Genomic DNA, 22,145 nt, shown 5'->3' with positions numbered 1-22,145 from the left:
TCATGGCTTTCCAAGATAGCGGTCGAGGACATTTCTGGTGACGCGCTCGACCATCGCATCCTGCCTTAGCAGGCCGGCAACCCATTCGCAGCTTCCGGCGTGAAACACCTCGCCTTTGCCTCGCGGGAAATTGACGATCATGCCGTTGCCGCGTTTGACCTTGTCGAGGTTGGCATCGCTTGCCTCGCCGAACAGCGTCTCGGCGGTGAAGCGTCCGTCCTCGTCGCCGAGAAACTGGTCCTCGAACGCAATGTCGGCGCTTTCCTCGACCTGGCTCGCCATGCCGACGGCCAGCACTTGCAGCCCGTCCGGTGCACCGCTGTCGGGCTTGGGGTAGGGCAGGCCGCCGCGGATCTCGAAATCGAGCCCGTCGACCTCGTAGCCATAGACATGGCTGTCGGCGCCGAGCAGATCGCCATAGTAGATGCCGGTGCCGGCAAACGCCCAATGCTCCGGCCGGTAGACCGGAAAGCCGCGCACGCCGCGCGGCGCGCAGCCGCCCCAGCCGGCATAGACGCCTCTTGTCGCGTTGAGGCCGAAGGTCGCCGCACCCGGCCGGCCGATTTCCGGCGCTTCCCAGGAATTGGTGGCGCGCCTCATATCGCCGCCGCGATAGGCCGGGTCGTCGGCGCGAGCGCGGTATTTGTAGCAGACCTGCCGGCGGCCTTCGTCCTCCAGCCTGGTCTGCCACATGAAATTGCCGGCAAAGCGCGCCGCATGACCGCCGCGCTCGACATAGGTGTCGACCGCATCGCGCATTTCCCAGGTCCAATATTCGTCGTGGCCGACGAAGACGACGCAGTCATAGCCGTCGAGAATGTCGGGCGAAAAATGCAGATCGTGCTGGCTGGCGAGATCGACGGCGTAGCCGGCACGCTCGGCGAAGCGGAAGAAATGGCTGTCGTAGCTTGCCCAGCCGGCTGAGGCGTATTTCTTCGAATGGCCGGTGGCAAAGGCCCATTCCATGTGCGGATAGCGCGGCACGGTTTTCGGCGGCACCGCGACTTCGAGCGGCACGCGCGGCGCATCCTTGGGCAGCACGACGAAGCCGCGGCACCAAGGCCGCTGCGTCGACACCATTCGTGCATATTGGTCCCGGCCTGGCCCGGTGATGCCTTCGTAATGGTTGGAACCGCCCCATGTATTGTAGGCGAGCCAGGTGCCGGTGGCCGCCACCTGCAGCACACGGCCAGGCTTCTTGCCGGGCTGCGGCGCGACGATAAAAAGATGGTGGCAGCGGATCGGCTTGCCGTCCCGGCCATCTGCCGTCAGCGTCACGCGATAGGCGCCGGACGGCCAGTCGTCGCCGATGCGAAACTCGAACGACGCTTGCCAGCCGCAGCCTTCGACCGAACATTGGTCCGGCGTATCTTGCCAGCGCGCCGCAATCCCGGTCCTTTCGAACATTGTCGTTTCCGCGCCGCCGTCGCGGATGATTGCGATGCCGAAACCGGCGGCCGTCGAACTGACATGCAGCGCCACCATCTCGCCGGGGCGATAGGAAAAACGGTCGCTGTAGCACCAGATTTCGCCGCGCCTGCCATCCATACCGGGCCATTCCCAGTAATGGCTGCGCACCGCCTGGCGTCGCTGCTCCGGCGTCAGTCCGAAATCGGGAAACTCGGTCGGCGGATGGTTCATGGACACCGCTAAGGTCGAAGGCCGCCATTTCGGCCATCCGCCGGCCAAGCGTCAATTGGAAACGATCGGGCCAGCCATTGCCGGGTTGCTCACTTGGCCTTGCCTGACAAACAGACTATCTCACAAAGGGCGGCGTTGTCCGCCACGGGAGCCGATATGCTGAGAGTGCAAAAGGTCAGGGTCAACGATATCTACGTGCCGACGGCGCGCAAGAAGACGCTGCATCCCGAAACCGTCCGCCATCTGGCCGAGGACATTCTGGAAAACGGCATGAAGATGCCGATCCAGGTGCGCCATGACGGCAAGCGCCATATCCTGGTCGAAGGGTTGCATCGGCTGGAAGCGGCCAAGTGGCTCGGCGAGACCGAGATCGACGCCTACCTCGTCCAAGCCAAGCGCCACTGAAGCCACTTATTTCCGTCGTTCGAATCTCCTGTCCCGCGGATTTTTTCGCGGACCGTGTCGGCTTGCGTCTTGTCGGTTCGTCCTAGACACGGAAGCCAAAACCGACGTGTGAGGAAACATCCATGACCACCAAGCTCGACATCGCCCCCAACTCCGATCGCGAGCTGGTTCTCGCCCGCATCATCGATGCGCCGCACGAGAACGTCTATCGCTGCTGGACCGAGCCAAAGCTGTTGACGCAATGGTTCTCGCCGAAGCCGTGGACGACGCCGCACGCCGAAATGGATGTGCGGACCGGTGGCTCCACCCTTGTCGTCATGGCCGATCCCGACGGCAAGGAGTTCCCGAATCCAGGCATCTTCCTCGAAGTCGTACCGGGCAAAAAGCTCGTCTTCACCGATGCCTATACGAAGGCGTGGGAGCCGTCCGAAAAGCCGTTCATGACGGTCATGCTGACCTTCGAGGACGAGGGCGAGGGCAAGACCCGTTACATTGCCCGCGTCGCGCATTGGTCGGTCGCCGACCGCGAACAGCACGAGAAAATGGGTTTTCACGACGGCTGGGGCCAGTGCGCCGAACAGCTCGAGGAGGTCGCACAGCGACTTTGATGCAAACGGGAGAGGGAGACTGACGTGTCCAGATCGGTATTTTTCGCCATTTTCGCCTCGGCCGCCGCGCTGTTTGCCGCGCCGGGCACCATCAACGCAGAGGAGGCCAAGCCCGCCATGACGACCGCAACCGCAACACTGCCGACGCCGGAAAAATCCGGCCTGCTGCCGATCAACGGCCTGAACTATTATTACGCCGTCTACGGCAAGGGCGAGCCGCTGCTTCTGCTGCATGGCGGCCTCGGCACGACCGACATGTTCGCGCCGATCCTGCCAAAACTTGCCGAAGACCGCACCGTCATCGGCGTTGACCTGCAGGGCCATGGCCGCACCGCACTCGGCGACCGGCCGCTCAGCCTGGAGGCGATGGGCGACGACATGGCGGCGATCGTCAAGGCACTCGGCTACGACAAGGTCGACGTCATGGGTTATTCGCTGGGTGGCGGCGTCGCCTTCCGCATGGCCGTCCAGCAGCCTGAAGCGGTGCGCCGCCTGGTGCTGGTCTCGACCGGCTATGCCGCGGACGGCTTCTATGCCGAGATGCGTGGCCAGCAGGCACAGGTCGGCGCGGCGATGGCCGACATGATGAAGGACACGCCGATGTACAAATCCTACGTCGCGGTTGCGCCGCATCCGGAGGATTTTCCGAAACTGCTCGATCAACTTGGCGCCTATATGCGCAAGGACTACGATTATTCCGCCGACGTGCCGAAGCTGAAAATGCCGGTGATGCTGGTGTTCGGCGACAGCGATATGTACCGGCCCGAGCACGAGATCAAATTCTTCCAGATGCTCGGCGGCGGATTGAAGGACGCCGGCTGGATGCGCGAGAACCTGTCGCAGAACCGCCTGGCGATCGTGCCGAACCGCACCCACTACGATGTGTTCTTCGCGCCGGAACTGACAGCTGCCGCGCTGCCGTTCCTCAATGGCCAGACCAAGGTCAAGACCTGGGACGAGGTCGTCAACGAAACGAACTGACGCCCAGTCAATTGTCTGCCGGCCGTCTTCCGCGAGATGGCCGGCATTTCGCCCATGGGGCCTTGGCCCGGCGCATCGGCCAATCGTGTATTGGCCGCATCACAGCTATAGATGGCGCCATCAAAGCTTTTCAATTGACGCTGCCACGCCTATCGATAGGTATGCCGCCTATCCTCACAGGGCAGGGACGCGGGTGATGGCAAGATATCAGGGCGGGTGTTTGTGCGGCGCGGTGCGCTACCGCGCCGAGGCGGCACCGATCAATGAGCGCGTCTGCCATTGCCGGTTGTGCCAGAAGGCGTTGGGTGCCGCCTTCAACGCGCGCGTGCTGTTCCGCATCGATGATGTGACGGTCGACGGACCGCTGGCGACGGTGAATTCCTCGCCCGATCTCAAGCGCGGCTTTTGCCCGCGCTGCGGCACGACGATGTTTTCCCGGCGCGATTCCGCCGGCATTATCGGCATCACCACCGGCTCGCTCGATGATCCCTCGTTGTTCAGGCCTGAGATGCATATCTGGACCGCCTCGAAGCAGCCCTGGGTGCAGATCGACGACGGCCTGCCGCAGTTTGAAGGCGCGCCACCTCCGGCTTGAGGTGGAATCTGGACAAAATTTAATCCGAAGCGACACGAGATAGCCGGCAAAGCGTCATTGGCGGGCCATCATTGCTGCCTATCTATCGGCGTGCGGGCAGGCAGTCGAGGAGGCGACGGATGAACGACAGCATCAACACCCTGGATGAACTCTTGAGCGATCCGATGATCAAGCTGGTAATGGAGCGCGACCGCGTGCAACCGGCACAACTTCGCACGTTGCTCGAAGAAAAGGTCCGCCGGGTAGACGATGATGCGCCGGTCAACGATCGCTTTGTACCGCCGGCCCACCTGATGGCCACGACCTGTCACAAGCTGTGGTTGTGCAGCTAGGGTCTTGAAGCGGTCAGCCGGAATTTGCCGGCAAATAGCTGTAATGGCTGCGGAAATAGGCAAGCTTGAAGCCGAGGCGTGCATAGTTGCGGTAGGCTGGCCCGTCACGTTCGGCTCGCGGCGCCTCGATATCGGCCACGAACAGTTTTGCACCGGCCGCAAGTCCGTCGCGCACCATCGCTTCGCCGAGCATTGCATCGAGGTCGAAGCTCGGCGCCATGATGCCGGGCACCGGCGCGTCGATGCCGCTCCAGGCCATGCCGTCGGCGCCGATGAACATCGAGCGCACCGCCACCACCGCGTCTTCCCGCCGCAGCATGTAATGATGCCAGCCGCGTCGGCCGGCCAGCGCCAGCAACCACGGTGAGGTCGGCAACCGATATTGGCTGTCGATGAACCCAGCCCATTCCCTTGCCGTTGCCGGCGTCACCCGCTCGACCGAGACATCCTCCGTCGGGAAAAGCGGCTCAGCGGGCAATGGCGTGGCGTCGCGAAAGATGCGTTCCCAGCCGCCCTGACGTTGCAGGCCGCGCGCCTCGAGCCAGCAGCTGAGCGTCGCGGGCTCGGTGTGTGGGTTGGTGTAGAACCAGGGCCGCAGAATGCCGGCGTCGCGATAATGCGCCAGAAGCGCGTCGAGCCGGCTCTCGGTGGCCGCGCTCTCGACGCCGAAATTTTTGACACAGTTGAAATGGATGAACGGGATCGTCGTGCAGGTGGTCCAGACGAGATCGCCATCTTCGGCGATGGCAAGGCCTTGCCTTGCGGCAAAGTCTGACGGCGCGGCGCGATAGAGGTCGAGCCACGCATTGACCTCGGCGCGTTCGATGGCGCGACTGAGGTTGCGAGGTATCTCGTCGACGCCGATGGCGGGCGAGCGTGGCTCCGGCGGGATTGCGGGCTGCAATTCCGACAGGGCGGCGGGCTGCATGACTTCCTCCCAAGTATGAACTTACACTGTAAGATTAGTGGAGACTAATCTCATGCCGTGCGTTGTCAAGCCGAGGCAGCGACGTGGGCGAACATTGGAGGGATAGCACACCTCCGCCCGGCCAACGTCTCGCTGCAAAGCCCTAACAATTCGATTCAAACTTTGTTGGTAGTTTCTTGTTAGGAATCCAGCTTGGTTTGTCCGGCGGCGTTGTCCTGCCTTCGGTCTGTTGTGTTTTGCGTACAGGTCCAGATGCGGTTATCAGGCGTCGTCATCTTTTCGATCGCAGCGCTGTGCCTTGCCGGCTGCACATCGACATCCGGCGTCGATGCGCTGCAAGTGCCGTCCAGCGAGACGACCAGCTCGGTTGTGCGGCCGCCCGCGCCGGTGGCATCTGCTGCGAAAACTGATGCTGCGCCCGCCTTCGCGGAACAGGAGCAGGACGAACAGCCGGTCGCCATGGCGGAGCCCGACCAAAGCGTCGAGCCGCCGGCCGAGGTGATCGCGCTGGTATCGCCGCCGAGGCGGCTGACACGCGCAGCGCCAGCAATGCTTGCCGAGCCGGTCACGCGCTATGGTTTTCGCGATGCCAAGCCGATCAATTTCGGCAAGGCATCCTCGCCGAGGCGTCTCGCCGTCCACGGCGTCGACGTCTCGCGCTGGCAGGGCAATGTGAACTGGGGAAAGCTGCGTGCCCAGGGCGCCAATTTCGCCTACATCAAGGCGACTGACGGGGGCGATCATCTCGACCCGATGTTTACCAGGAACTGGCGCAGTGCCGATGCCGCCGGCCTGAAACGCGGCGCCTATCATTTCTTCTACTGGTGCCGGACCGCCGGCGAGCAGGCCGACTGGTTCATCCGCAACGTGCCGAGGGTCGAGGGTGCGCTGCCGCCGGTGATCGACGTCGAGTGGAACGGCGACTCCAGCTGCAAGCGCCGCCCATCGCGGCAAAAGGTGCTGGAGAAGATGCAGGTGTTCATGGACAAGCTCGAGCGCTACTACGGCCAGCGCCCGATCATCTACACCGCGCCTGACTTTTACCGTGACAACCTGCGCGGCGCATTTTTGGATTACCCGTTCTGGCTGCGCGCCGTGGCCGCCCACCCGTCAAAGGTCTATCCCGGGCGCAAATGGCTGTTCTGGCAATATTCCGGCTCCGGCCTGTCGCACGGGGTGAGGGGCCGCATCGACCTCAACGTGTTCCGTGGCGATGAGCGCGCCTGGCGCGACTGGACTGGCGGACGGCAGATGGTGGCCGAGGCGGAATGAGGGCGGTCGCGCCTATTCCAGCTTTGGTGATTTAGCCGAAGCCTCTCCGCGGTCGTCATCCTAGGGCGGAGCAGGAGCGAAGCGACGTCGCGGAGACCCTAGGATCCATGCCGTGATGGTCGCCTAAGAATGCAGCGATGCAGAACGAGTGCCGGTGCCTCCTCTGCTCTGCCGGACATTCGTCGCTCGGAAAGCCAAGCAATGGCTTCCGCTCCTCGCTCCCATCCACGAGATTGGCAGCGCCCTTTCACGACGTCGAAGATTGGCGAAGCCGGTCTCTCTGGGGGAAATGCCCGGCAGGGCGCTGTCCCGCCGGCGTTTCGCACCTTCTGCACTGCCGCGCTGCTCGGAAGGCACGGCATGGATCCTAGGGTCTCCGCGACGTCACTTCGCTCCTGCTCCGCCCTAGGATGACGACGAGAGGATTGCCCCTCGTCATTCCGTCACTGGCTCATTGAGCATGGCTTCAATGTTGTAGCCATCGGGATCAAGTACAAAACAGGCATAGTAATTCTCTGCATATTCCGGACGCGGGCCGGGTACACCATTGTCTGCGCCACCTGCGTCGAGGGCAGCTCGATAGAACGCGTCAACCGCTGCCCTGCCATTTACCCGGAAAGCGACGTGCACACGGGTCAGCGGTGGTTTGCTGTCCGAATGTTGAATCTCGAACAAGCTGCCGCTGCCGACATCAAAAGCCCAAAACACCCCCTGCTTACCAAAGGAAAGGCGATATCCCAAAGGTCCAAAAGCTCTTTCGTAGAAGAGTTTGCTCTTCTGCAGATCGCTCACTGCAACCGTTATGTGATCAATCATTCCGCACCATCGCGGGACTCTGACACTCGAAGCGGGACGCCGCAACCCTGCAGCACCACATTTTGCCCGGCTCTATGCCTCTACATATTCCGCCAGACTAACAGCCTTGGGCACATCCAGCCCATCGGCGCGCAAGCCTTCGATATGAAAGCGTATTGCGTCGCGAATTTCGACCTCAACCTCAGGCACCGTCGCAGCGGTGGCGATGCAGCCGGGCAGATCCGGCACATAAGCGGAAAAATTGTTTCCGGCTTTTTCAATCACCACCGCGTAACGCATGTCATCGCTCCTTTAGGCGGACTGCCGGCCACGGCGACGAAGGGGCTGGCGGCATTGACGCGATAGACGGCAATTGCTGGCAGAAGCAATTGGGCGGCTATCTTGGCGTCGTTAGCTCGGGTAGCGCATCCCATGCCAGGTTTCGCCGGGGTCCTTCGGGATCAGCTTCGGGCGCCACGTTATCGAGGAAGTCGGATCTAGCCCCTTTGAAAGCGTCGCATCTGCTCGTTCTAGAAGGTAGTCTGGTGACTCGCCGATAGACGCCCTGCCTTCCCAAAGAGAGCCGCTCTCGAACTGATGGAATTGGATGCGAAATACCGGCCAACTTTTCTTCTTCGCGCGCATTAGCTGGGTGGCCTGATTGTACTCGCGCGATGCATAGATATGCATACAGTGGTAAAGAATGGTGTCAATCGAGGTGCGTCCTGAGAAGATCGTTATGAATTCGACTCCATTTGTGGAGGTCTTAGATAGGATCCAGCAATTTTTTATTATTGAGTATTGGCGATTAAAGTAGGAACGAAACAGGTAAATTTGATACAAGATAAACTCTTGGCCAGTTGTTCTATCTTGAAAATACTTTTCGATCTCGCGTTCTATTTCTATTTTCGACGCGCCTGAACGGATCGCGTTTGAAATGGCAGTAAGTGCTCGGCGTTCGTCGTTTGGGTGTACGGCGAAAGGGGCGCTGTCAAAGGCAAACGCCCCCTTCAATTGTCTACGCCAGTCGGCCATCGAAGATGTGAGCGCTCAGCTACACCCGCTCGTCGCCCCGCAAGTATCGCACTTCTCGCAAGTGCCGTTCCGCACCATCGTGAAGTTATGGCATTCCGAGCATTCGTTGCCGGTGTAGCCCTGCATCAATGATTGCTGGCGCCGGTTGGCGGCGAGCGCTTTGGCTTCGGCTGCTTCTTTCGCGGCCTCGTCGGTGAACAGCTCCGTCGGGTCGGAGGCTTCCGCGTAGACGATGTCCTCGACCAGTTCCCTGGCGCGCTCCTCGTAGTCGCGCTTGTAGGCGATGGCTTCGTCGCTGGCGGGCTTCAGCGTCAGCACATTGGAGCCGGAGAAAGCGGTCGGGGCGGTACGGGCTGGAGTTCCGGAACCGGAACCCGCAAAGCCTTTCGGCTCGGCGCCCATGCCCGACACCAGCTTGACCGGCGAGGCGCCGCGGGTCAGGCCCTTGGAGAAGGGCGTCGCCTTGCCTTCATTGATGCCGCGTCCGAGTGCCGTCTTGTCGAAATCCGACTGGTCGACATGGGCGAGATCGTGGCGGCCGAGATAGGAGACAGCCAGTTCGCGGAACACGTAGTCGAGGATCGACGTGGCGTTCTTGATGGCGTCGTTGCCCTGCACCATGCCGGCCGGCTCGAACTTGGTGAAGGTGAAGGCCTCGACATATTCGTCGAGCGGCACGCCATATTGCAGGCCGAGCGAGATGGCGATAGCGAAGTTGTTCATCATCGCCCGGAAGGCGGCACCTTCCTTGTGCATGTCGATGAAGATCTCGCCGATACGGCCGTCATCAAACTCGCCAGTGCGCAGATAGACCTTGTGGCCGCCGACGACCGCCTTCTGGGTATAGCCCTTGCGGCGGTTCGGCAGTTTCTCGCGGTCGCGGTAGAGACGCTCGACGACGCGCTCGACGATCTTCTCGGTCACCTGCACGGCGCGCTGTGCGGCCGGCGCCGCGATCAGCTGCTCGATGGCTTCGTCCTCGTCGTCTTCGACGTCGGCAAGCAACGAGGCGTTGAGCGGCTGCGACAGCTTCGAGCCGTCGCGATAGAGCGCGTTGGCCTTCAGCGCCAGCTTCCACGACAGCATGTAGGCGCCCTTGGCGTCTTCCACCGTCGCGTCGTTCGGCATGTTGATGGTCTTGGAGATGGCGCCGGAGATGAAGGGCTGCGCCGCCGCCATCATCATGATGTGGCTGTTGATCGACAGCGAACGCTTGCCGATCTTGCCGCACGGGCTGGCGCAGTCGAACACCGGCAGGTGTTCGGCCTTCAGGAACGGCGCGCCTTCCAGCGTCATCGCCCCGCAGACATGGATGTTGGCGGCCTCGATGTCCTTCTTCGAAAAGCCCAGCGCCGGCAGCATCTCGAACGAGAAATCATTGAGCTGCTCGTCGGTGAAGCCGAACGTCTCCTTCACCCAGTCAGCGCCCAGCGTCCACTGGTTGAAGACGAATTTGATGTCGAAGGCCGACTTCAGCGCGGCATTGAGTGCTGCGATCTTTTCGTCGGTAAAGCCTTTTGCCTTGAGCGAGCCGGGGTTGATGCCCGGCGCCTGGTTGAGATTGCCGTGGCCGACGGCATAGGCCTCGATCTCGGCGATCTGGGCCTCGGAATAGCCGAGCGTGCGCAGCGCTTCGGGCACCGCGCGGTTGATGATCTTGAAATAGCCGCCGCCGGCGAGCTTCTTGAATTTTACCAGCGCGAAGTCGGGCTCGATGCCGGTGGTGTCGCAATCCATCACCAGGCCGATCGTGCCGGTCGGCGCGATCACCGTTGCCTGCGCGTTGCGGTAGCCATGCTCCTCGCCGAGCTCGATGGCGCGGTCCCAGGCGGCCTTGGCATGGTCGGCAAGCTCCTGCTGCCTGAGATCGGAGGCGACCAGCGGCACCGGGTTGACGGCTAGCTTCTCGTAGCCGTCCCTTTCGCCATAGGCCGCGCGGCGGTGGTTGCGCATGACGCGCAGCATGTTCTGCGCATTGCGGTCATAATCGGGGAAGGCGCCGAGCTCGGCGGCCATTTCGGCCGAAGTGGCATAGGCCGTGCCGGTCATGATCGCGGTGAGGGCGGCGCAGATGGCGCGGCCCTCGTCGGAATCATAGGGAATGCCCGAGGTCATCAGCAGGCCGCCAATATTGGCGTAGCCGAGGCCGAGCGTGCGGTACTCGTAGGAAAGCTTGGCGATCTCCTTCGACGGGAACTGCGCCATCATCACCGAGATTTCCAGCACCATGGTCCACAGCCGCACCGTGTGCTCGTAGGCTGATATGTCGATCGTGCCGTCGGCATTGCGGTAGGGCAGAAGGTTGATCGACGCCAGGTTGCAGGCGGTGTCGTCGAGGAACATGTATTCCGAGCACGGGTTGGACGCCCGGATCGCACCGGCCGAGGCGCAGGTGTGCCAGTCGTTCATCGTCGTGTTGAAATGCAGGCCCGGATCGGCCGACGCCCAGGCGGCATAGCCGATCTTTTCCCAGAGATCGCGCGCCTTCAGCGTCTTCAGCACCTTGCCGTCCTTGCGGGCGGTGAGATGCCAGTCGCCGTCCTGCTCGACGGCGCGCAGGAAATCGTCCTTCAGCGACACCGAATTGTTGGAATTCTGGCCGGAAACGGTGAGATAGGCGTCCGAATCCCAGTCGGTGTCGTAGGTCTTGAACGACATCGAGGTGTAGCCCTGCTTGGCGAACTGGATGACGCGGTAGATGTAGTTCTCCGGCACCGCGTCCTTCTTGGCCGCCTTGATCTCGCGCTTCAGCGCGGTGTTGACCGCCGGGTCGAAGCAGTCGTCGCCATTGCCTTCGCAGTTGATGCAGGCCTTCATGATCGCTTCGAGATGCTTCTTGACGATCTTCGAGCCGGTAACCAGCGAGGCGACCTTCTGCTCCTCATTGACCTTCCAGTCGATGAATTCCTCGATATCGGGATGATCAGCGTCGACGATGACCATTTTCGCGGCGCGACGCGTGGTGCCGCCCGACTTGATGGCGCCCGCCGCGCGGTCGCCGATCTTGAGGAAGCTCATCAGCCCCGACGAGCGGCCGCCGCCCGACAGCTTTTCGCCTTCGCCGCGCAGGAACGAGAAGTTGGAGCCGGTGCCGGAGCCGTATTTGAACAGCCGCGCCTCACGCACCCACAGGTCCATGATGCCGCCCTCGTTGACGAGGTCGTCCTGCACGCCCTGGATGAAGCAGGCATGCGGCTGCGGATGCTCGTAGGAAGACTTCGACTTGGTCAGCTTGCCGGTGAACGGGTCGACATAGAAATGGCCCTGGCTCGGACCGTCGATGCCATAGGCCCAGTGCAGGCCGGTGTTGAACCATTGCGGCGAGTTCGGCGCGACGCGCTGGGTGGCCAGCATATAGGCGAGCTCGTCGCGGAAGGCGCTCGCGTCTTCCTCCGACTTGAAGTAGCCGCCCTTCCAGCCCCAATAGGTCCAGGTACCGGCAAGCCGGTCGAAGACCTGGCGGGCGTCGATCTCGGAACCGTAGCGCTCGGCTTCCGGCAGCTTGGCCAGTTCAGCCTCGTCGGCGACGGAGCGCCACAGGAAGGAGGGGACTTGCGTCTCTTCGACCTTCTTCAGCCGTGCGGGAACACCCGCCTTGCGGAAATATTTCTGCGCCAGGATATCGGCGGCAACCTGGGAGAACTGCGCCGGCACGTCGATGTTGTCCAAGCGGAACACCACCGAGCCATCCGGATTCTTGATCTCGGAAAGCGCCTTGCGGAATTCGATCTCCGCGTAAGCTGATTGCCCTGGCTTGGTGAAACGACGCTCGATGCGCATTGGTCCGGTCCCTTTTGTCTACATATAGCGCTTTTCCCAGAGGATTTCTGCCCTCTTGACGAAACGCGCATGTCCGCCGTCTGCCGGCGTTCGAAACCCGCCGGCTCTCATCTTCACAGTCTCCGCCGCCCTGCCGGTCAAACCTCTCGCGAGGCCGCTGTCCAACGCGCTCACGGACCCTGTGGGTCCCTCAAAACTGAAAACTTTTTGTAACGCCCTCGATCGAGGGAAATTTACATTATCTAGCGTCGAACCTACCTGCAAACACTAAATATAGTATTAACAGACAATTTATTCAAGTCCGACAATCCTCCCCTTTCGCCACCCAAGGCTTCAAAATCCCACGCCTTCGCCGGCCTCGTAAACAGGCGGGAATGCGGCTCAAAACGCACATATTCCGGGAAAAAGACCGGCCTCGAAACTTTTCCGGTCGCACTCTCAACAGGAGCGCATGGCCTATAAAAGGCGACTCGTTTTGCGGCGTCAAGGATTCGTTTGCGTAGCTTTTATGACCCCCACATCTTGTGTGTCACACATGTGGATAACGGGGATAGAAGCGGAGCGCAAGGAAGGGTCGGCTCTGGGTGGAGGCGCTTCGGCAACGACGTTCCACAGCACCTGAGCGATAGGCTATGCGCGACTGAGACTCAGGAGAACCGATGCGGATCCGCGCAGAAATGGGCGATGATCTGGCTGAGGTCGGGTTCGTTGACCATGCGCACAGCCTCGGCGGCGCTGACCCACTTGCGGGTGCGTGCCCGCTTTTCCTTCCACCGGTCGGCGACCTTGTCGACCTGCAGCGGGAAGACCAGCACCTCGCACGGCACTTCCTCGCCGGAATCCAGCAGCTTGGCATAGAAATAGCGGCCGGCCTCGTGATGCGAGATTGTGCCGCTCAGGCCGGCCTCCTCGCCGGCTTCGCGTGCCGCCGCTTCGCAAAGCGGCTCCTTCGCTTCCGGCCAGCCCTTGGGAAGCACCCAACGGCCGGTATCGCGGCTGGTAATCAGCATGATTTCGACGCCGTCGCCGCTATCGCGCCAGGGCAGCGCTGCAACCTGCAGGCGGGAGGGCACCGCGCCGAAGAGTCGCCGGACCCTTTCGGCCTTATGGTCGTGCGTCGTTGGCCTCGTCAACATCGGAGAAGCTTGCCCCAGCTTCCAGAATCATTTGCCGTCTCACGAATCTTACGGCTAATTATAAGCAATGAAAGTAAAAAATGTTTCACGGATCGGCCAGATTCCGTCAATCTGCGCCGATCTCAGCCTAATGGCGCGACTGCAGCAGCGTCGCGCCACGCCTTTATCGGTGTGCGGAGGTCCCCTGGGCGGACTCGGTGCATCAAGCGGCGTTGCCGCGAATCAGCCGGCGTGGTCGTCGGCGATCGGCTTCTGGTAGGTGAAGCCCATGTCCCAGGGGAAATAGATCCAGGTGTCCTGGCTGACCTCGGTGACGAAAGTGTCAACCATCGGCCTGCCTTTCGGCTTGGCATAGACGGTGGCGAAATGCGCCTTGGGCATCATCGCGCGCACTATGCCCGCCGTCTTGCCGGTGTCGGTGAGGTCGTCGATGATCAGCACGCCGGCCCCGTCATCGGCGAGCAGCGCCGGCGTGACCTCCTTCAGCACCTGCAATTGCCCCTGGCTGGTATAATCGTGGTAGGAGGCGACGCAGACCGTCTCGATGATGCGGATGCCAAGCTCGCGCGAAATGATGGCGGCCGGAACCAGGCCGCCGCGCGTGATGCAGACGATCGCCTTCCATTGCCCCTTGTTGGCGCCGGCAAGCCGCCAGGCGAGCGCGCGCGCATCGCGGTGGAACTGGTCCCAGGAGACCGGGAAGGCTTTTTCGGGCAGGGACATCTTTCGCGCACTCCGTAAAGCGCGCATCGCGCGCAGACACCTATGGAATGCGCGCGGAATTAACTGGAAAGGCTTGGCTTTGGCAAGGGCGCGGCAAAGCTATTGTCCTGCCAGCTATCCCTGTGAACCTACCGCGACAGGAAAGCCGCCACCGGGGCGGTGCGCAGCACCGTTCGCGTCACCCCGCCGAACAGCAGCTGGCGCAGCCAGGAATGGCTGTAGGCGCCGAGCACGAGCAGGTCCGCACCCGACTCGGCGACCCTGGTCTGGATGATGTCGTCAACGGAAGCGCCGCCGGACCTCAGCACCGAGACGCTGACGGTCGCGCCATGCCTGGACAGCGAGGCGGCGATCTCGGCGCCGGCTGTTTCCGGCGCCTCGTCGAGCGTATCGGGCGGGTCGATGACGACGATGTCCGTCTTTTCGGCCTCGATGATGAAGGGCAGGGCATCGAAGGCCGCGCGCGCGGCTTCCTTGCTGCCGTTCCAGGCGAGCAGCACATGCTTGAAGCTGGTGACCAGCGGACCCGAATGCGGCACCACCAGCACCGGCCGGCCGGCATCGTAGACCAGGGTGTCGACGTCGGCGCTCGGGTCGCTGCCCGATTCGCGCTGCGCGGCGATGATCAGGTCCGCGGTGCGAACGGTCGAGATGCCGGTCAGCGCACTGTCGCCGGAAAAACTCTCGAGACTGCGCCACTCGAACGACAGGCCGGAATTCTCGATGCGCTTGTGAAAGGCGGCCTGCAACTTCTCGGCGCGCTCCCGGTTCATATCGGCGGAAACCTGCAGGAACTCGGTGTCCGGAAAGCCGGTGGCAGAGGTGTAGGGCACGGGCAGCGCCTCGGCATGGATGCCGATAAGATGGCTCTGGAATCGGCCGGCCAGCGGGATCGCGCAGTCGAGGACGCGCTCGGCATCCTGTTCATTCTGCAATATGGCGACGATGGTCTTGAAGCGCATGGCAGTCCCTCACTTCTTACGGCGATCCCACTCGTGACAAACGTCACTGCGCGATGCTGGTTCCGTCAGGCCGGCCGATCAGCCCACTCGGCTTGCCTTGATCAAGCCCGCCACCATAGCCTCTACGTCGGCGCGTGCGGAGTCCAGTGCCTGCTGGCTGCGGGCGCGCACCACCAGTTCCGTCCAGAATTTGCCATCGCCATATTTCGGGTAGGAGCCGATGATCGTGTCCGGATGCGCCTTCTGGATGTCGCCCAGCGGCCCGCCGATCAGGCCTTCGCCGAACGGGCATTCCACGGTTGCCGACAGCATTTTGGTGCCGGCCCGCAATGTCGGCACGACATTGTCGAGCATCGCCTGGAAAATCGCCGGCACGCCGGCCATGACATGGACGTTGCCGATGCGAAAGCCCGGCGCAACCGACACTGGATTATCGATGTGGTCTGCCCCGCGCGGCATCCGCGCCATGCGCTTGCGCGCTTCGGTGTATTCGATGCCGCGGGCGGCGTAGCTTGCCTCCAGCAGGGCGTAGGCCTTGGCGTCGTATTCGCATGGCACGCCAAAGGCCTTGGCAACCGAATCGGCGGTGATGTCGTCATGCGTCGGGCCGATGCCGCCGGTGGTGAAGACATAAGTATAGCGGGTGCGCAGCGCATTCACCGCAGCGACGATCTCGTCTTCCTCGTCCGCAACGATGCGCACTTCCTTCAGGTCGATGCCGATCGCCGTCATGATGTCGGCGAGGTGGCCGATGTTCTTGTCCTTGGTGCGGCCGGACAGAATCTCGTCGCCGATGACGAGCATGGCGGCGGTGACGATTTCGGTCATGACTGGCTCCGGCAAACGGGTCGCCTGAGATAGCGCGGCAAACGGCCGGCGGCAATGCCGCCAAACAACGGATCTACCTGTGCCACCTCCCTTGCAGTGCACCCGTCGGCGGGTGATGCTGCGTGCCGGTTTGGAGCCCTGAGCAAGACATGCCGGCATCGATTCTGCTATGGCTACCCGGCGCGCTGTTTCTGCTGGCGCTCGTCGTGGCAGCCTATACGATGCTGGCGACGCTGCGGATCGCGGCGAAGGCCGAAAGGCTGGTGCCGGCCAGTGGCAAATTCATCGAGATCGACGGCAACCGCATCCATTATGTCGAGACGGGCGAGGGGCGGCCGATCGTCTTCCTGCACGGCCTCGGCGCGCAGCTTCATCAATTCGGCCATACGCTGTTCGGACGGTTCGGCCCGAACTATCGGCTGATCGCGCTCGACCGTCCGGGCTCCGGCTATTCGGTGCGGGCCAGGGGCGCCAGCGGACGGCTGCCCGAGCAGGCCGAGATCGTGCGGCATTTTATCGAGGCGCTTGGGCTGAAAAAGCCGCTGGTCGTCGGTCATTCGCTGGGTGGCGCCATCGCGCTGATGCTGGCTATCGAGCATCCAGAGGCGATTTCCGGCATCGCCTTGCTGGCACCGCTGACCCATCTGGAGCCGGACGCGCGCGAGAAGTTCGGCCCGCTGTACATTAAGTCGCCGCTGCGGCGCCGGATCATGGCTCATACGGTGGCGATCCCGGCGGCTCTCAAATATGCCGAAGCGACGCTTGCCTTCATCTTCGCGCCGCAGACGGCGCCGGCCGACTATATGGTCGAGGGCGGCGGCTGGTGCGGGCTGAGGCCAAGCCATTTCTATGCAACGTCGACCGATGTCGTGGCCATCGAGCACGACCTTGGCCGCATCGAGCAACGCTATCGCGAGATCACCTTGCCGGCCGGCATTCTGTTTGGTGCTTCCGACTTCGTGCTTGGCATCGATATCCATGCCTGGCCGCTGATGGAAAAGATCAGCGGGCTCGATTTCGAGCCGGTCGAGGGGCTTGGCCATATGCCGCAATTCGTTGAGCCGGAACGGGTCGTCGCTTTCATCGAACGCATTGCCGACCGCGCATTTGCGCCGAAGTCCGACACCGGCAGCTGACACCCTTCCGTAACCTCGCGCATTCCTCACGCAAAGGTGTGCAAGCCTGTCTCCGACGCCAACGCCAACACGAATGTCAACGATCAATACTGCGGCAAATAACCGGCCGTAGCCTCGGCCGGCAGTGTGCCTACCCCAGGCATTCCGGCCGCCGGGAATACCTCCGAACCCAATCACGATGCTGGCTATTCCTTCACGGCTCCGGTCATCGAGGAAACATAGTGCTCGACAAAGAACGAATAGAGCACCACGACCGGCAGCGAGCCGATCAGCGCTCCCGCCATCAGCGCCCCCCATTCATAGACGTCCGAGCGCACCAGCTCGGTGAGCACGCCGACCGGCACAGTCTTGTTTTCGGACGACTGGATGAAGGTCAAGGCGTAGATGAACTCGTTCCATGACAGCGTGAATGCGAATATGCCGGCGGAAATCAGGCCCGGCACCGATAGCGGCAGCACGATCTTGGTGAGGATCTGCCAACGGCTCGCCCCGTCGATCAGCGCGCATTCTTCCAGCTCGAACGGGATCGAGCGGAAATAACCCATCAGCAGCCATGTGCAGAACGGGATCAGGAAGGTCGGATAGGTGAGGATGAGCGCGAACGGCGTGTCGTAAAGTCCAAGGTTGAACACCATCACAGACAGCGGAATGAACAGGATCGAGGGCGGCACGAGATAGGCGAGGAACACCGCGAGGCCGACCTGCCGCGCCCCGGAGAACCTCAAGCGTTCGATCGCATAGGCAGCGAACACCGCAGCCAGCAGCGACAGGAACGTGGCGGCGGTCGAGATGATGATCGTGTTGAGCAGCCAGCCCGGATAAGACGTCTCGAAGAGCAGGTAGCGGATATGCTCGAGCGTCGGATGCACCACCCAGAACGGATTGAAATTGGCGTAGTCGGTCATCTCGAGGTTGGGCTTAACCGCCGTGATCGTCATCCAGTAGAACGGAAACAACAGCACGATGACGAAGATCAGCAACGGCAGGTAGACCGTCACCACGCGGCGCGGCAAACTCTGCAGGTAGCCCATGCCGCCTTCGTCGAGTTCCGGGCGTTTGCTCGTTTCGATCGCGGTCATGTCAATCTCCGCCGCCCTGCTGCCATTTGCGACGCTGCAGGCCAAAATAGCTGAACAGGATCGCCGCCAGCAGGAACGGGATCATGGCAACTGCGATCGCGGCGCCTTCGCCAAGCTGGCCTCCGGAAATGCCGCGCTGGAACGACAGCGTCGCCATCAGATGCGTGGCGTTCACGGGCCCGCCGCGCGTCAGCACATAGATCAGCTGGAAATCGGTGAAGGTGAACAGCACCGAAAACGTCATGGTGATGGCGATGATCGGCGTCAGCAGCGGCAGCGTCACATAGCGGAACAATTGCCAGCGGCTGGCGCCGTCGAGCGTGGCGGCCTCGTAGAGCGACTGCGGAATCGTCTGCAGGCCGGCAAGCAGCGTGATCGCCACAAAAGGAATGCCGCGCCAGACATTGGCGGCGATGACCGAAGCCCGCGCATTCTCGGGATCGCCGAGGAAGTTGATGCGATGGTCGATCAGGCCCATTTCCATAAGCGCCCAGGACAGGATCGAGAATTGCGAATCGTAGATCCACCAGAAGGCGATCGCCGACAGCACCGTCGGCACCACCCAGGGCAGCAGGACGATCGCGCGGAAGAACGACTTGAACGGCAGGTTCTGGTTGAGGATAAGCGCCAGCCACAGGCCGAGCGCAAACTTCAGGATCGAGGCGCTGATCGTGTAGAGCAAGGTGTTGAAGACGGAGAGCCAGAAGACGGCGTCATCCCACAGATATTCGTAGTTCTCGATACCGATGAAGATGCCGGGGCGGCCGATGCGGGCATCGGTGAAGCCGAGCCAGACGCCGAGCCCGAGCGGATAGGTCAGGAAGACCAGTAGCAGCGCCGCCGCCGGCAGCATGAAGCCGAAGCCAAGCGCGTTATGACTTTCGGACACGAACGTCAGAATGCGCGACAGCGCCGACCGGCGTGGCTGAGCGGCAGCGGAGGTCACGGCCATGGGTCGGCTCCTCTAAGGTCTCATTGAACGGCCGGGCGGCCATGCGCGATTCGAAGCCGGGCAGCATGGCTGCCCGGCTGAACCCGGCTCAAACGCGATAGTAGCGGTTTGCGCGCTTCTCGGCTTCTTCCATCGCTTCTTGCGGCGTCGCCTGGCCTGTCACCGCCTTGGCGAACATGTCGACCAGCACATAGTCGGCCATGGTCGCTGCCGAGGCGTAGCCGAGCGGGCCGGCATAGCCGTTGGGCCGCAGCGTCGCCGAGGCCTTGGCATAGGCGGCATTGTTCGGATCGGCCGTCCATACCGGGTTGTTGTCGAAGGCTTTGAGCGTCTGGCAGCAATAGCCTGCCGACGACGTGATCCACTGCGACATTTGCGGATCCTCGAACATGAACTGCAGGTAGGCCTTGGCGGCGTTGGGGTAGGGCGTGTAGTCGAAGATCACGGCCGTGGTCACCTGGAACAGCTCGACGGATTTCCCGACCGGGCCGATCGGCAGGTTGGTGGTACGGATGTCCTTGGCTATCTCAGTGAGCTTCGGATCCTTGTCCTTGTTGATCTTGGCGGTGTTGTAGGCCGAAATGCCGTTGGCGATGACGCTCAATTGCCCGGCCAGGAAGGCGCGGTTGTTGTTGACGTCGAGCCAGCTTTCGGTACCGGGAATGAAGGTCTTGTAGAGCTCCTGCGCGTATTCGATCGCCTTGAGCGTCTCGGGGCTATTGATCGTCACCTTGCCGCTCTCGTCGACCATCTGGCCGCCATGGCTCCACAGCAGCCAGTGGGCGTAGTTGTTGCCGTCGCCTACGCCGTGGCCATGCGTGAAGCCGGCCGGGTGCCCCTTTGCCTGCAATGCCTTGCAAAGCTCGAGCAAGCCTGCCGTGTCCTTCGGAAATTCGGAGAAGCCGGCCTCCTTCACCCAGCTTTCGCGATAGACGATGGCATTGCCGATTGTCGCCAGCGGCAGGCCGAGGAATTTGCCTTGCCGTGTCGCATATTGGTGCGGTCCATCGTGCCAGCCGCCATATTTCGAGCCGAGATATTCGCCCAGTTCCGTCACGTCGTGCAGCTTGTCGGGATATTGGTGCGGGTCGTCGAACCAGACGAACATCAGGTCCGGACCGGAGCCGACATTGGCGGCGACCGCCGCCTTGGGGCGGATGTCCTCCCAGCTTTCCTTGTCGACGCGGACCTCGACACCGGTCGCTTCGGTGAAGCGCTTGGTATTGGCCAGCCATTGATCCTCGTCGCCCTGCACGAAGGGCGACCAGCGCAGCAGCCTGAGCTTGGCGCCGTCCTCGGGCTTGTATTTCAATCCCTCCTGGGCAAAGGCGGGAGAGCCGATGAACCGGGTTCCCAAGGCTCCCGCCGCCACGCCGGCGGTGGTGCGGATCACGTCGCGTCTGGTGAATTTCATGCTCGCTTCCTCCTGCTTATTGTCCTTGCCGTCCTACTGCCCGATGGGTGTTTCGAACCGCTGTCCGGTTTTGCCGTGAAAGAGATGGATGAGGCCAGGCTCGGCCGTAAGCCGGATGGTTTCGCCCGGCGTAAAGGAATGGCGTTCCCGGAAGTTTGCGACGATCTCCTCGCCGCCGGCGGTGCGGCCGATGAGCTGCACTTCGGACCCTGTCGGCTCGACCACCACGACGGTGACCGGGATGCCCTGATGGTCGGACAGCCGTAAATGCTCGGGCCGTATCCCCAGCACGACCGGCTCACCATTGCCGATGGAAAGTGCAGAGGCCAACGGGACCGAAATCCCTCCGGCGCCGCGAAATGACGGCGAGCCGTCGCTTACGATCTCGCCCCTGAGCATGTTCATGGCGGGCGAGCCGATGAAGCTGGCGACAAAAAGATTGTTCGGCCGGTCGTACAGCTCGAGCGGCGGCCCGATCTGCTCGACGATGCCGTCATGCATGACGACGATCTTGTCGGCCATGGTCATCGCCTCGATCTGGTCGTGGGTGACGTAGACCGTCGTCGTCTTCAGGCGCTGGTGCAGTTCCTTGATCTCGGCGCGCATCTGCACCCGGAGCTTGGCATCGAGATTGGACAGCGGCTCGTCGAACAGGAAGACCTGCGGATCGCGCACGATCGCCCGGCCCATGGCAACGCGCTGGCGCTGCCCGCCGGAAAGCTGGCGCGGATAGCGGTCGAGCAGCGGCACCAGTCCCAGGATTTCGGCCGCGCGCCGCACGCCGGCATCGCTCTCCGTCTTGGGAACGCCCTTGAGCATCAGCGAGAACGCCATGTTCTCGGCGACCGTCATATGCGGGTAGAGCGCATAGTTCTGGAAGACCATGGCGACGTCGCGCTCCTTTGGCGCAACGTTATTGACGACACGTTTGCCGATCGCGATCTGGCCGCGCGAGATCTTTTCCAGGCCGGCGATCATCCTGAGAAGGGTCGACTTTCCGCAACCCGAAGGACCGACCAGCGTGACGAACTCGCCGTCGTCTATATCGACGCTGACCCCGTGCAGGACCTCGACGGTCCCAAATGATTTGTAGACATCGCCGATCGCGACAGACGCCATCGATCTCCTCCCGATTGATTCCCGCAACGACTTCGAAGGAAACCGCTTTCCTGCCTGGACCGCGACAGCGCCCAGGCTCCTCCCCGGTCACGCGCGATGTGAGACGGTAGCGCTACCAAACCGGCCTGTAAAGCAGCCCGGCATCACCTGGATATCGACACACCCTAATCCGAAACCTCCGTCTGCGGCCGGTCGCGGCCATCTGCGAGCTCGTCGTGCCATTTGCCGTCGGCGTCCTCGTACTGGATGCCGTCGGTATTGCCGGCGACCTGCTGTTCGGCCGAAGCGATCTCGGCGGCGCGCAACGCGTCCTGATGGGTGGGGAATGTTTCGGAGAATGTCGAGCCAACCTTGTAGGCCCAGCCTCCGTCATGCTCGACGATCTTGTAGGTCAGTTTCGCCATGAAACCCTCCGGTTGAAAGC

The 22,145-nt window shown here is 62.2% G+C and carries 22 protein-coding genes; 7 read left to right on the top strand and 15 right to left on the bottom strand.

The features are described from left to right. Entirely contained in the window at positions 1-1,641 is a 1,641-nt protein-coding gene (locus tag NKI52_RS24265) for a N,N-dimethylformamidase beta subunit family domain-containing protein (RefSeq protein WP_352699964.1), read from the bottom strand. A 156-nt stretch (positions 1,642-1,797) separates the two neighbouring features. On the opposite strand from NKI52_RS24265, the gene NKI52_RS24260 reads away from it, so the two are divergent. From NKI52_RS24260 to NKI52_RS24240, 5 genes are all read left to right on the top strand, one after another. Beyond that, positions 1,798-2,046 (top strand): ParB N-terminal domain-containing protein, encoded by a 249-nt coding sequence (locus NKI52_RS24260; RefSeq protein ID WP_023674751.1) that lies wholly within the window; start codon positions 1,798-1,800, stop codon positions 2,044-2,046. Between the two features lie 122 nt (positions 2,047-2,168). Then, positions 2,169-2,654, top strand: a complete 486-nt coding sequence (locus NKI52_RS24255; RefSeq protein ID WP_352467288.1) for an SRPBCC family protein — start codon at positions 2,169-2,171, stop codon at positions 2,652-2,654. Positions 2,655-2,678: 24 nt separating this feature from the next. Beyond that, positions 2,679-3,635 (top strand): alpha/beta fold hydrolase, encoded by a 957-nt coding sequence (locus tag NKI52_RS24250; RefSeq protein WP_352467289.1) that lies wholly within the window; start codon positions 2,679-2,681, stop codon positions 3,633-3,635. 196 nt (positions 3,636-3,831) lie between these two features. Continuing rightward, entirely contained in the window at positions 3,832-4,230 is a 399-nt protein-coding gene (locus tag NKI52_RS24245; RefSeq protein WP_352457758.1) for a GFA family protein, read from the top strand. A gap of 119 nt (positions 4,231-4,349) precedes the next feature. Beyond that, positions 4,350-4,562 carry a hypothetical protein gene (locus NKI52_RS24240; protein ID WP_023674755.1) on the top strand — a complete coding sequence of 71 codons (213 nt, stop codon included), beginning with the start codon at positions 4,350-4,352 and terminating at the stop codon, positions 4,560-4,562. 13 nt (positions 4,563-4,575) lie between these two features. Here the strand turns inward: NKI52_RS24240 and NKI52_RS24235 are convergent, their stop codons facing one another. Then, entirely contained in the window at positions 4,576-5,490 is a 915-nt protein-coding gene (locus tag NKI52_RS24235) for a hypothetical protein (protein WP_352467290.1), read from the bottom strand. 252 nt (positions 5,491-5,742) lie between these two features. Here NKI52_RS24235 and NKI52_RS24230 point away from each other — a divergent pair, with 252 nt between their 5' ends. Beyond that, entirely contained in the window at positions 5,743-6,762 is a 1,020-nt protein-coding gene (locus NKI52_RS24230) for a GH25 family lysozyme (RefSeq protein WP_352623616.1), read from the top strand. Positions 6,763-7,197: 435 nt separating this feature from the next. On the opposite strand, the gene NKI52_RS24225 is transcribed toward NKI52_RS24230, so the two are convergent. The 8 genes from NKI52_RS24225 to NKI52_RS24190 all read right to left on the bottom strand — a co-directional run bounded on the left by NKI52_RS24225 (position 7,198) and on the right by NKI52_RS24190 (position 16,021). After that, positions 7,198-7,578 (bottom strand): VOC family protein, encoded by a 381-nt coding sequence (locus tag NKI52_RS24225; protein ID WP_352623614.1) that lies wholly within the window; start codon positions 7,576-7,578, stop codon positions 7,198-7,200. Positions 7,579-7,650: 72 nt separating this feature from the next. After that, entirely contained in the window at positions 7,651-7,857 is a 207-nt protein-coding gene (locus NKI52_RS24220; protein ID WP_352623613.1) for a type II toxin-antitoxin system HicB family antitoxin, read from the bottom strand. A gap of 111 nt (positions 7,858-7,968) precedes the next feature. Next, a complete protein-coding gene (locus NKI52_RS24215; RefSeq protein ID WP_352623611.1) occupies positions 7,969-8,592 on the bottom strand; it encodes a hypothetical protein in 624 nt (207 codons plus the stop codon). 15 nt (positions 8,593-8,607) lie between these two features. Beyond that, complete coding sequence (locus NKI52_RS24210; protein WP_352699962.1) at positions 8,608-12,372, bottom strand: vitamin B12-dependent ribonucleotide reductase; 3,765 nt, start codon at positions 12,370-12,372, stop codon at positions 8,608-8,610. A 647-nt stretch (positions 12,373-13,019) separates the two neighbouring features. Beyond that, on the bottom strand, positions 13,020-13,508 hold the full coding sequence (locus tag NKI52_RS24205) for an NUDIX hydrolase (RefSeq protein ID WP_352593801.1): 489 nt from the start codon (positions 13,506-13,508) through the stop codon (positions 13,020-13,022). 222 nt (positions 13,509-13,730) lie between these two features. Next, entirely contained in the window at positions 13,731-14,231 is a 501-nt protein-coding gene (gene gpt, locus NKI52_RS24200; RefSeq protein WP_023674762.1) for a xanthine phosphoribosyltransferase, read from the bottom strand. Between the two features lie 128 nt (positions 14,232-14,359). After that, a complete protein-coding gene (locus tag NKI52_RS24195) occupies positions 14,360-15,193 on the bottom strand; it encodes a universal stress protein (RefSeq protein WP_352699960.1) in 834 nt (277 codons plus the stop codon). A 78-nt stretch (positions 15,194-15,271) separates the two neighbouring features. Then, positions 15,272-16,021: a competence/damage-inducible protein A gene (locus NKI52_RS24190; protein ID WP_352570874.1), complete on the bottom strand. Its 750-nt coding sequence runs from the start codon at positions 16,019-16,021 to the stop codon at positions 15,272-15,274. Positions 16,022-16,170: 149 nt separating this feature from the next. Between NKI52_RS24190 and NKI52_RS24185 the strand changes: the two genes are divergently transcribed. Further along, positions 16,171-17,157 (top strand): alpha/beta fold hydrolase, encoded by a 987-nt coding sequence (locus NKI52_RS24185; RefSeq protein WP_352699958.1) that lies wholly within the window; start codon positions 16,171-16,173, stop codon positions 17,155-17,157. Positions 17,158-17,342: 185 nt separating this feature from the next. On the opposite strand, the gene NKI52_RS24180 is transcribed toward NKI52_RS24185, so the two are convergent. The 5 genes from NKI52_RS24180 to NKI52_RS24160 form a co-directional block, all read right to left on the bottom strand. Next, the gene (locus NKI52_RS24180; RefSeq protein ID WP_023674766.1) at positions 17,343-18,236 is read right to left on the bottom strand and encodes a carbohydrate ABC transporter permease; all 894 of its coding nucleotides are present in this window, start codon (positions 18,234-18,236) and stop codon (positions 17,343-17,345) included. 1 nt (position 18,237) lies between these two features. After that, entirely contained in the window at positions 18,238-19,089 is an 852-nt protein-coding gene (locus tag NKI52_RS24175) for a carbohydrate ABC transporter permease (RefSeq protein ID WP_376705884.1), read from the bottom strand. Positions 19,090-19,276: 187 nt separating this feature from the next. Next, positions 19,277-20,602 carry an ABC transporter substrate-binding protein gene (locus tag NKI52_RS24170; protein ID WP_352699954.1) on the bottom strand — a complete coding sequence of 442 codons (1,326 nt, stop codon included), beginning with the start codon at positions 20,600-20,602 and terminating at the stop codon, positions 19,277-19,279. A gap of 33 nt (positions 20,603-20,635) precedes the next feature. Then, the gene (locus tag NKI52_RS24165; protein WP_023674769.1) at positions 20,636-21,721 is read right to left on the bottom strand and encodes an ABC transporter ATP-binding protein; all 1,086 of its coding nucleotides are present in this window, start codon (positions 21,719-21,721) and stop codon (positions 20,636-20,638) included. Positions 21,722-21,885: 164 nt separating this feature from the next. Next, positions 21,886-22,125 (bottom strand): DUF2188 domain-containing protein, encoded by a 240-nt coding sequence (locus tag NKI52_RS24160; RefSeq protein WP_023674770.1) that lies wholly within the window; start codon positions 22,123-22,125, stop codon positions 21,886-21,888. Positions 22,126-22,145 lie beyond the last annotated feature (20 nt).

Origin of the sequence: Mesorhizobium sp. M0590, assembly GCF_040320905.1 — a bacterium.
Lineage (GTDB): Bacteria > Pseudomonadota > Alphaproteobacteria > Rhizobiales > Rhizobiaceae > Mesorhizobium.
The sequence above is the reverse complement of the archived record's forward strand: the minus strand, read 5'-3'. Positions and strand labels throughout refer to the sequence as shown.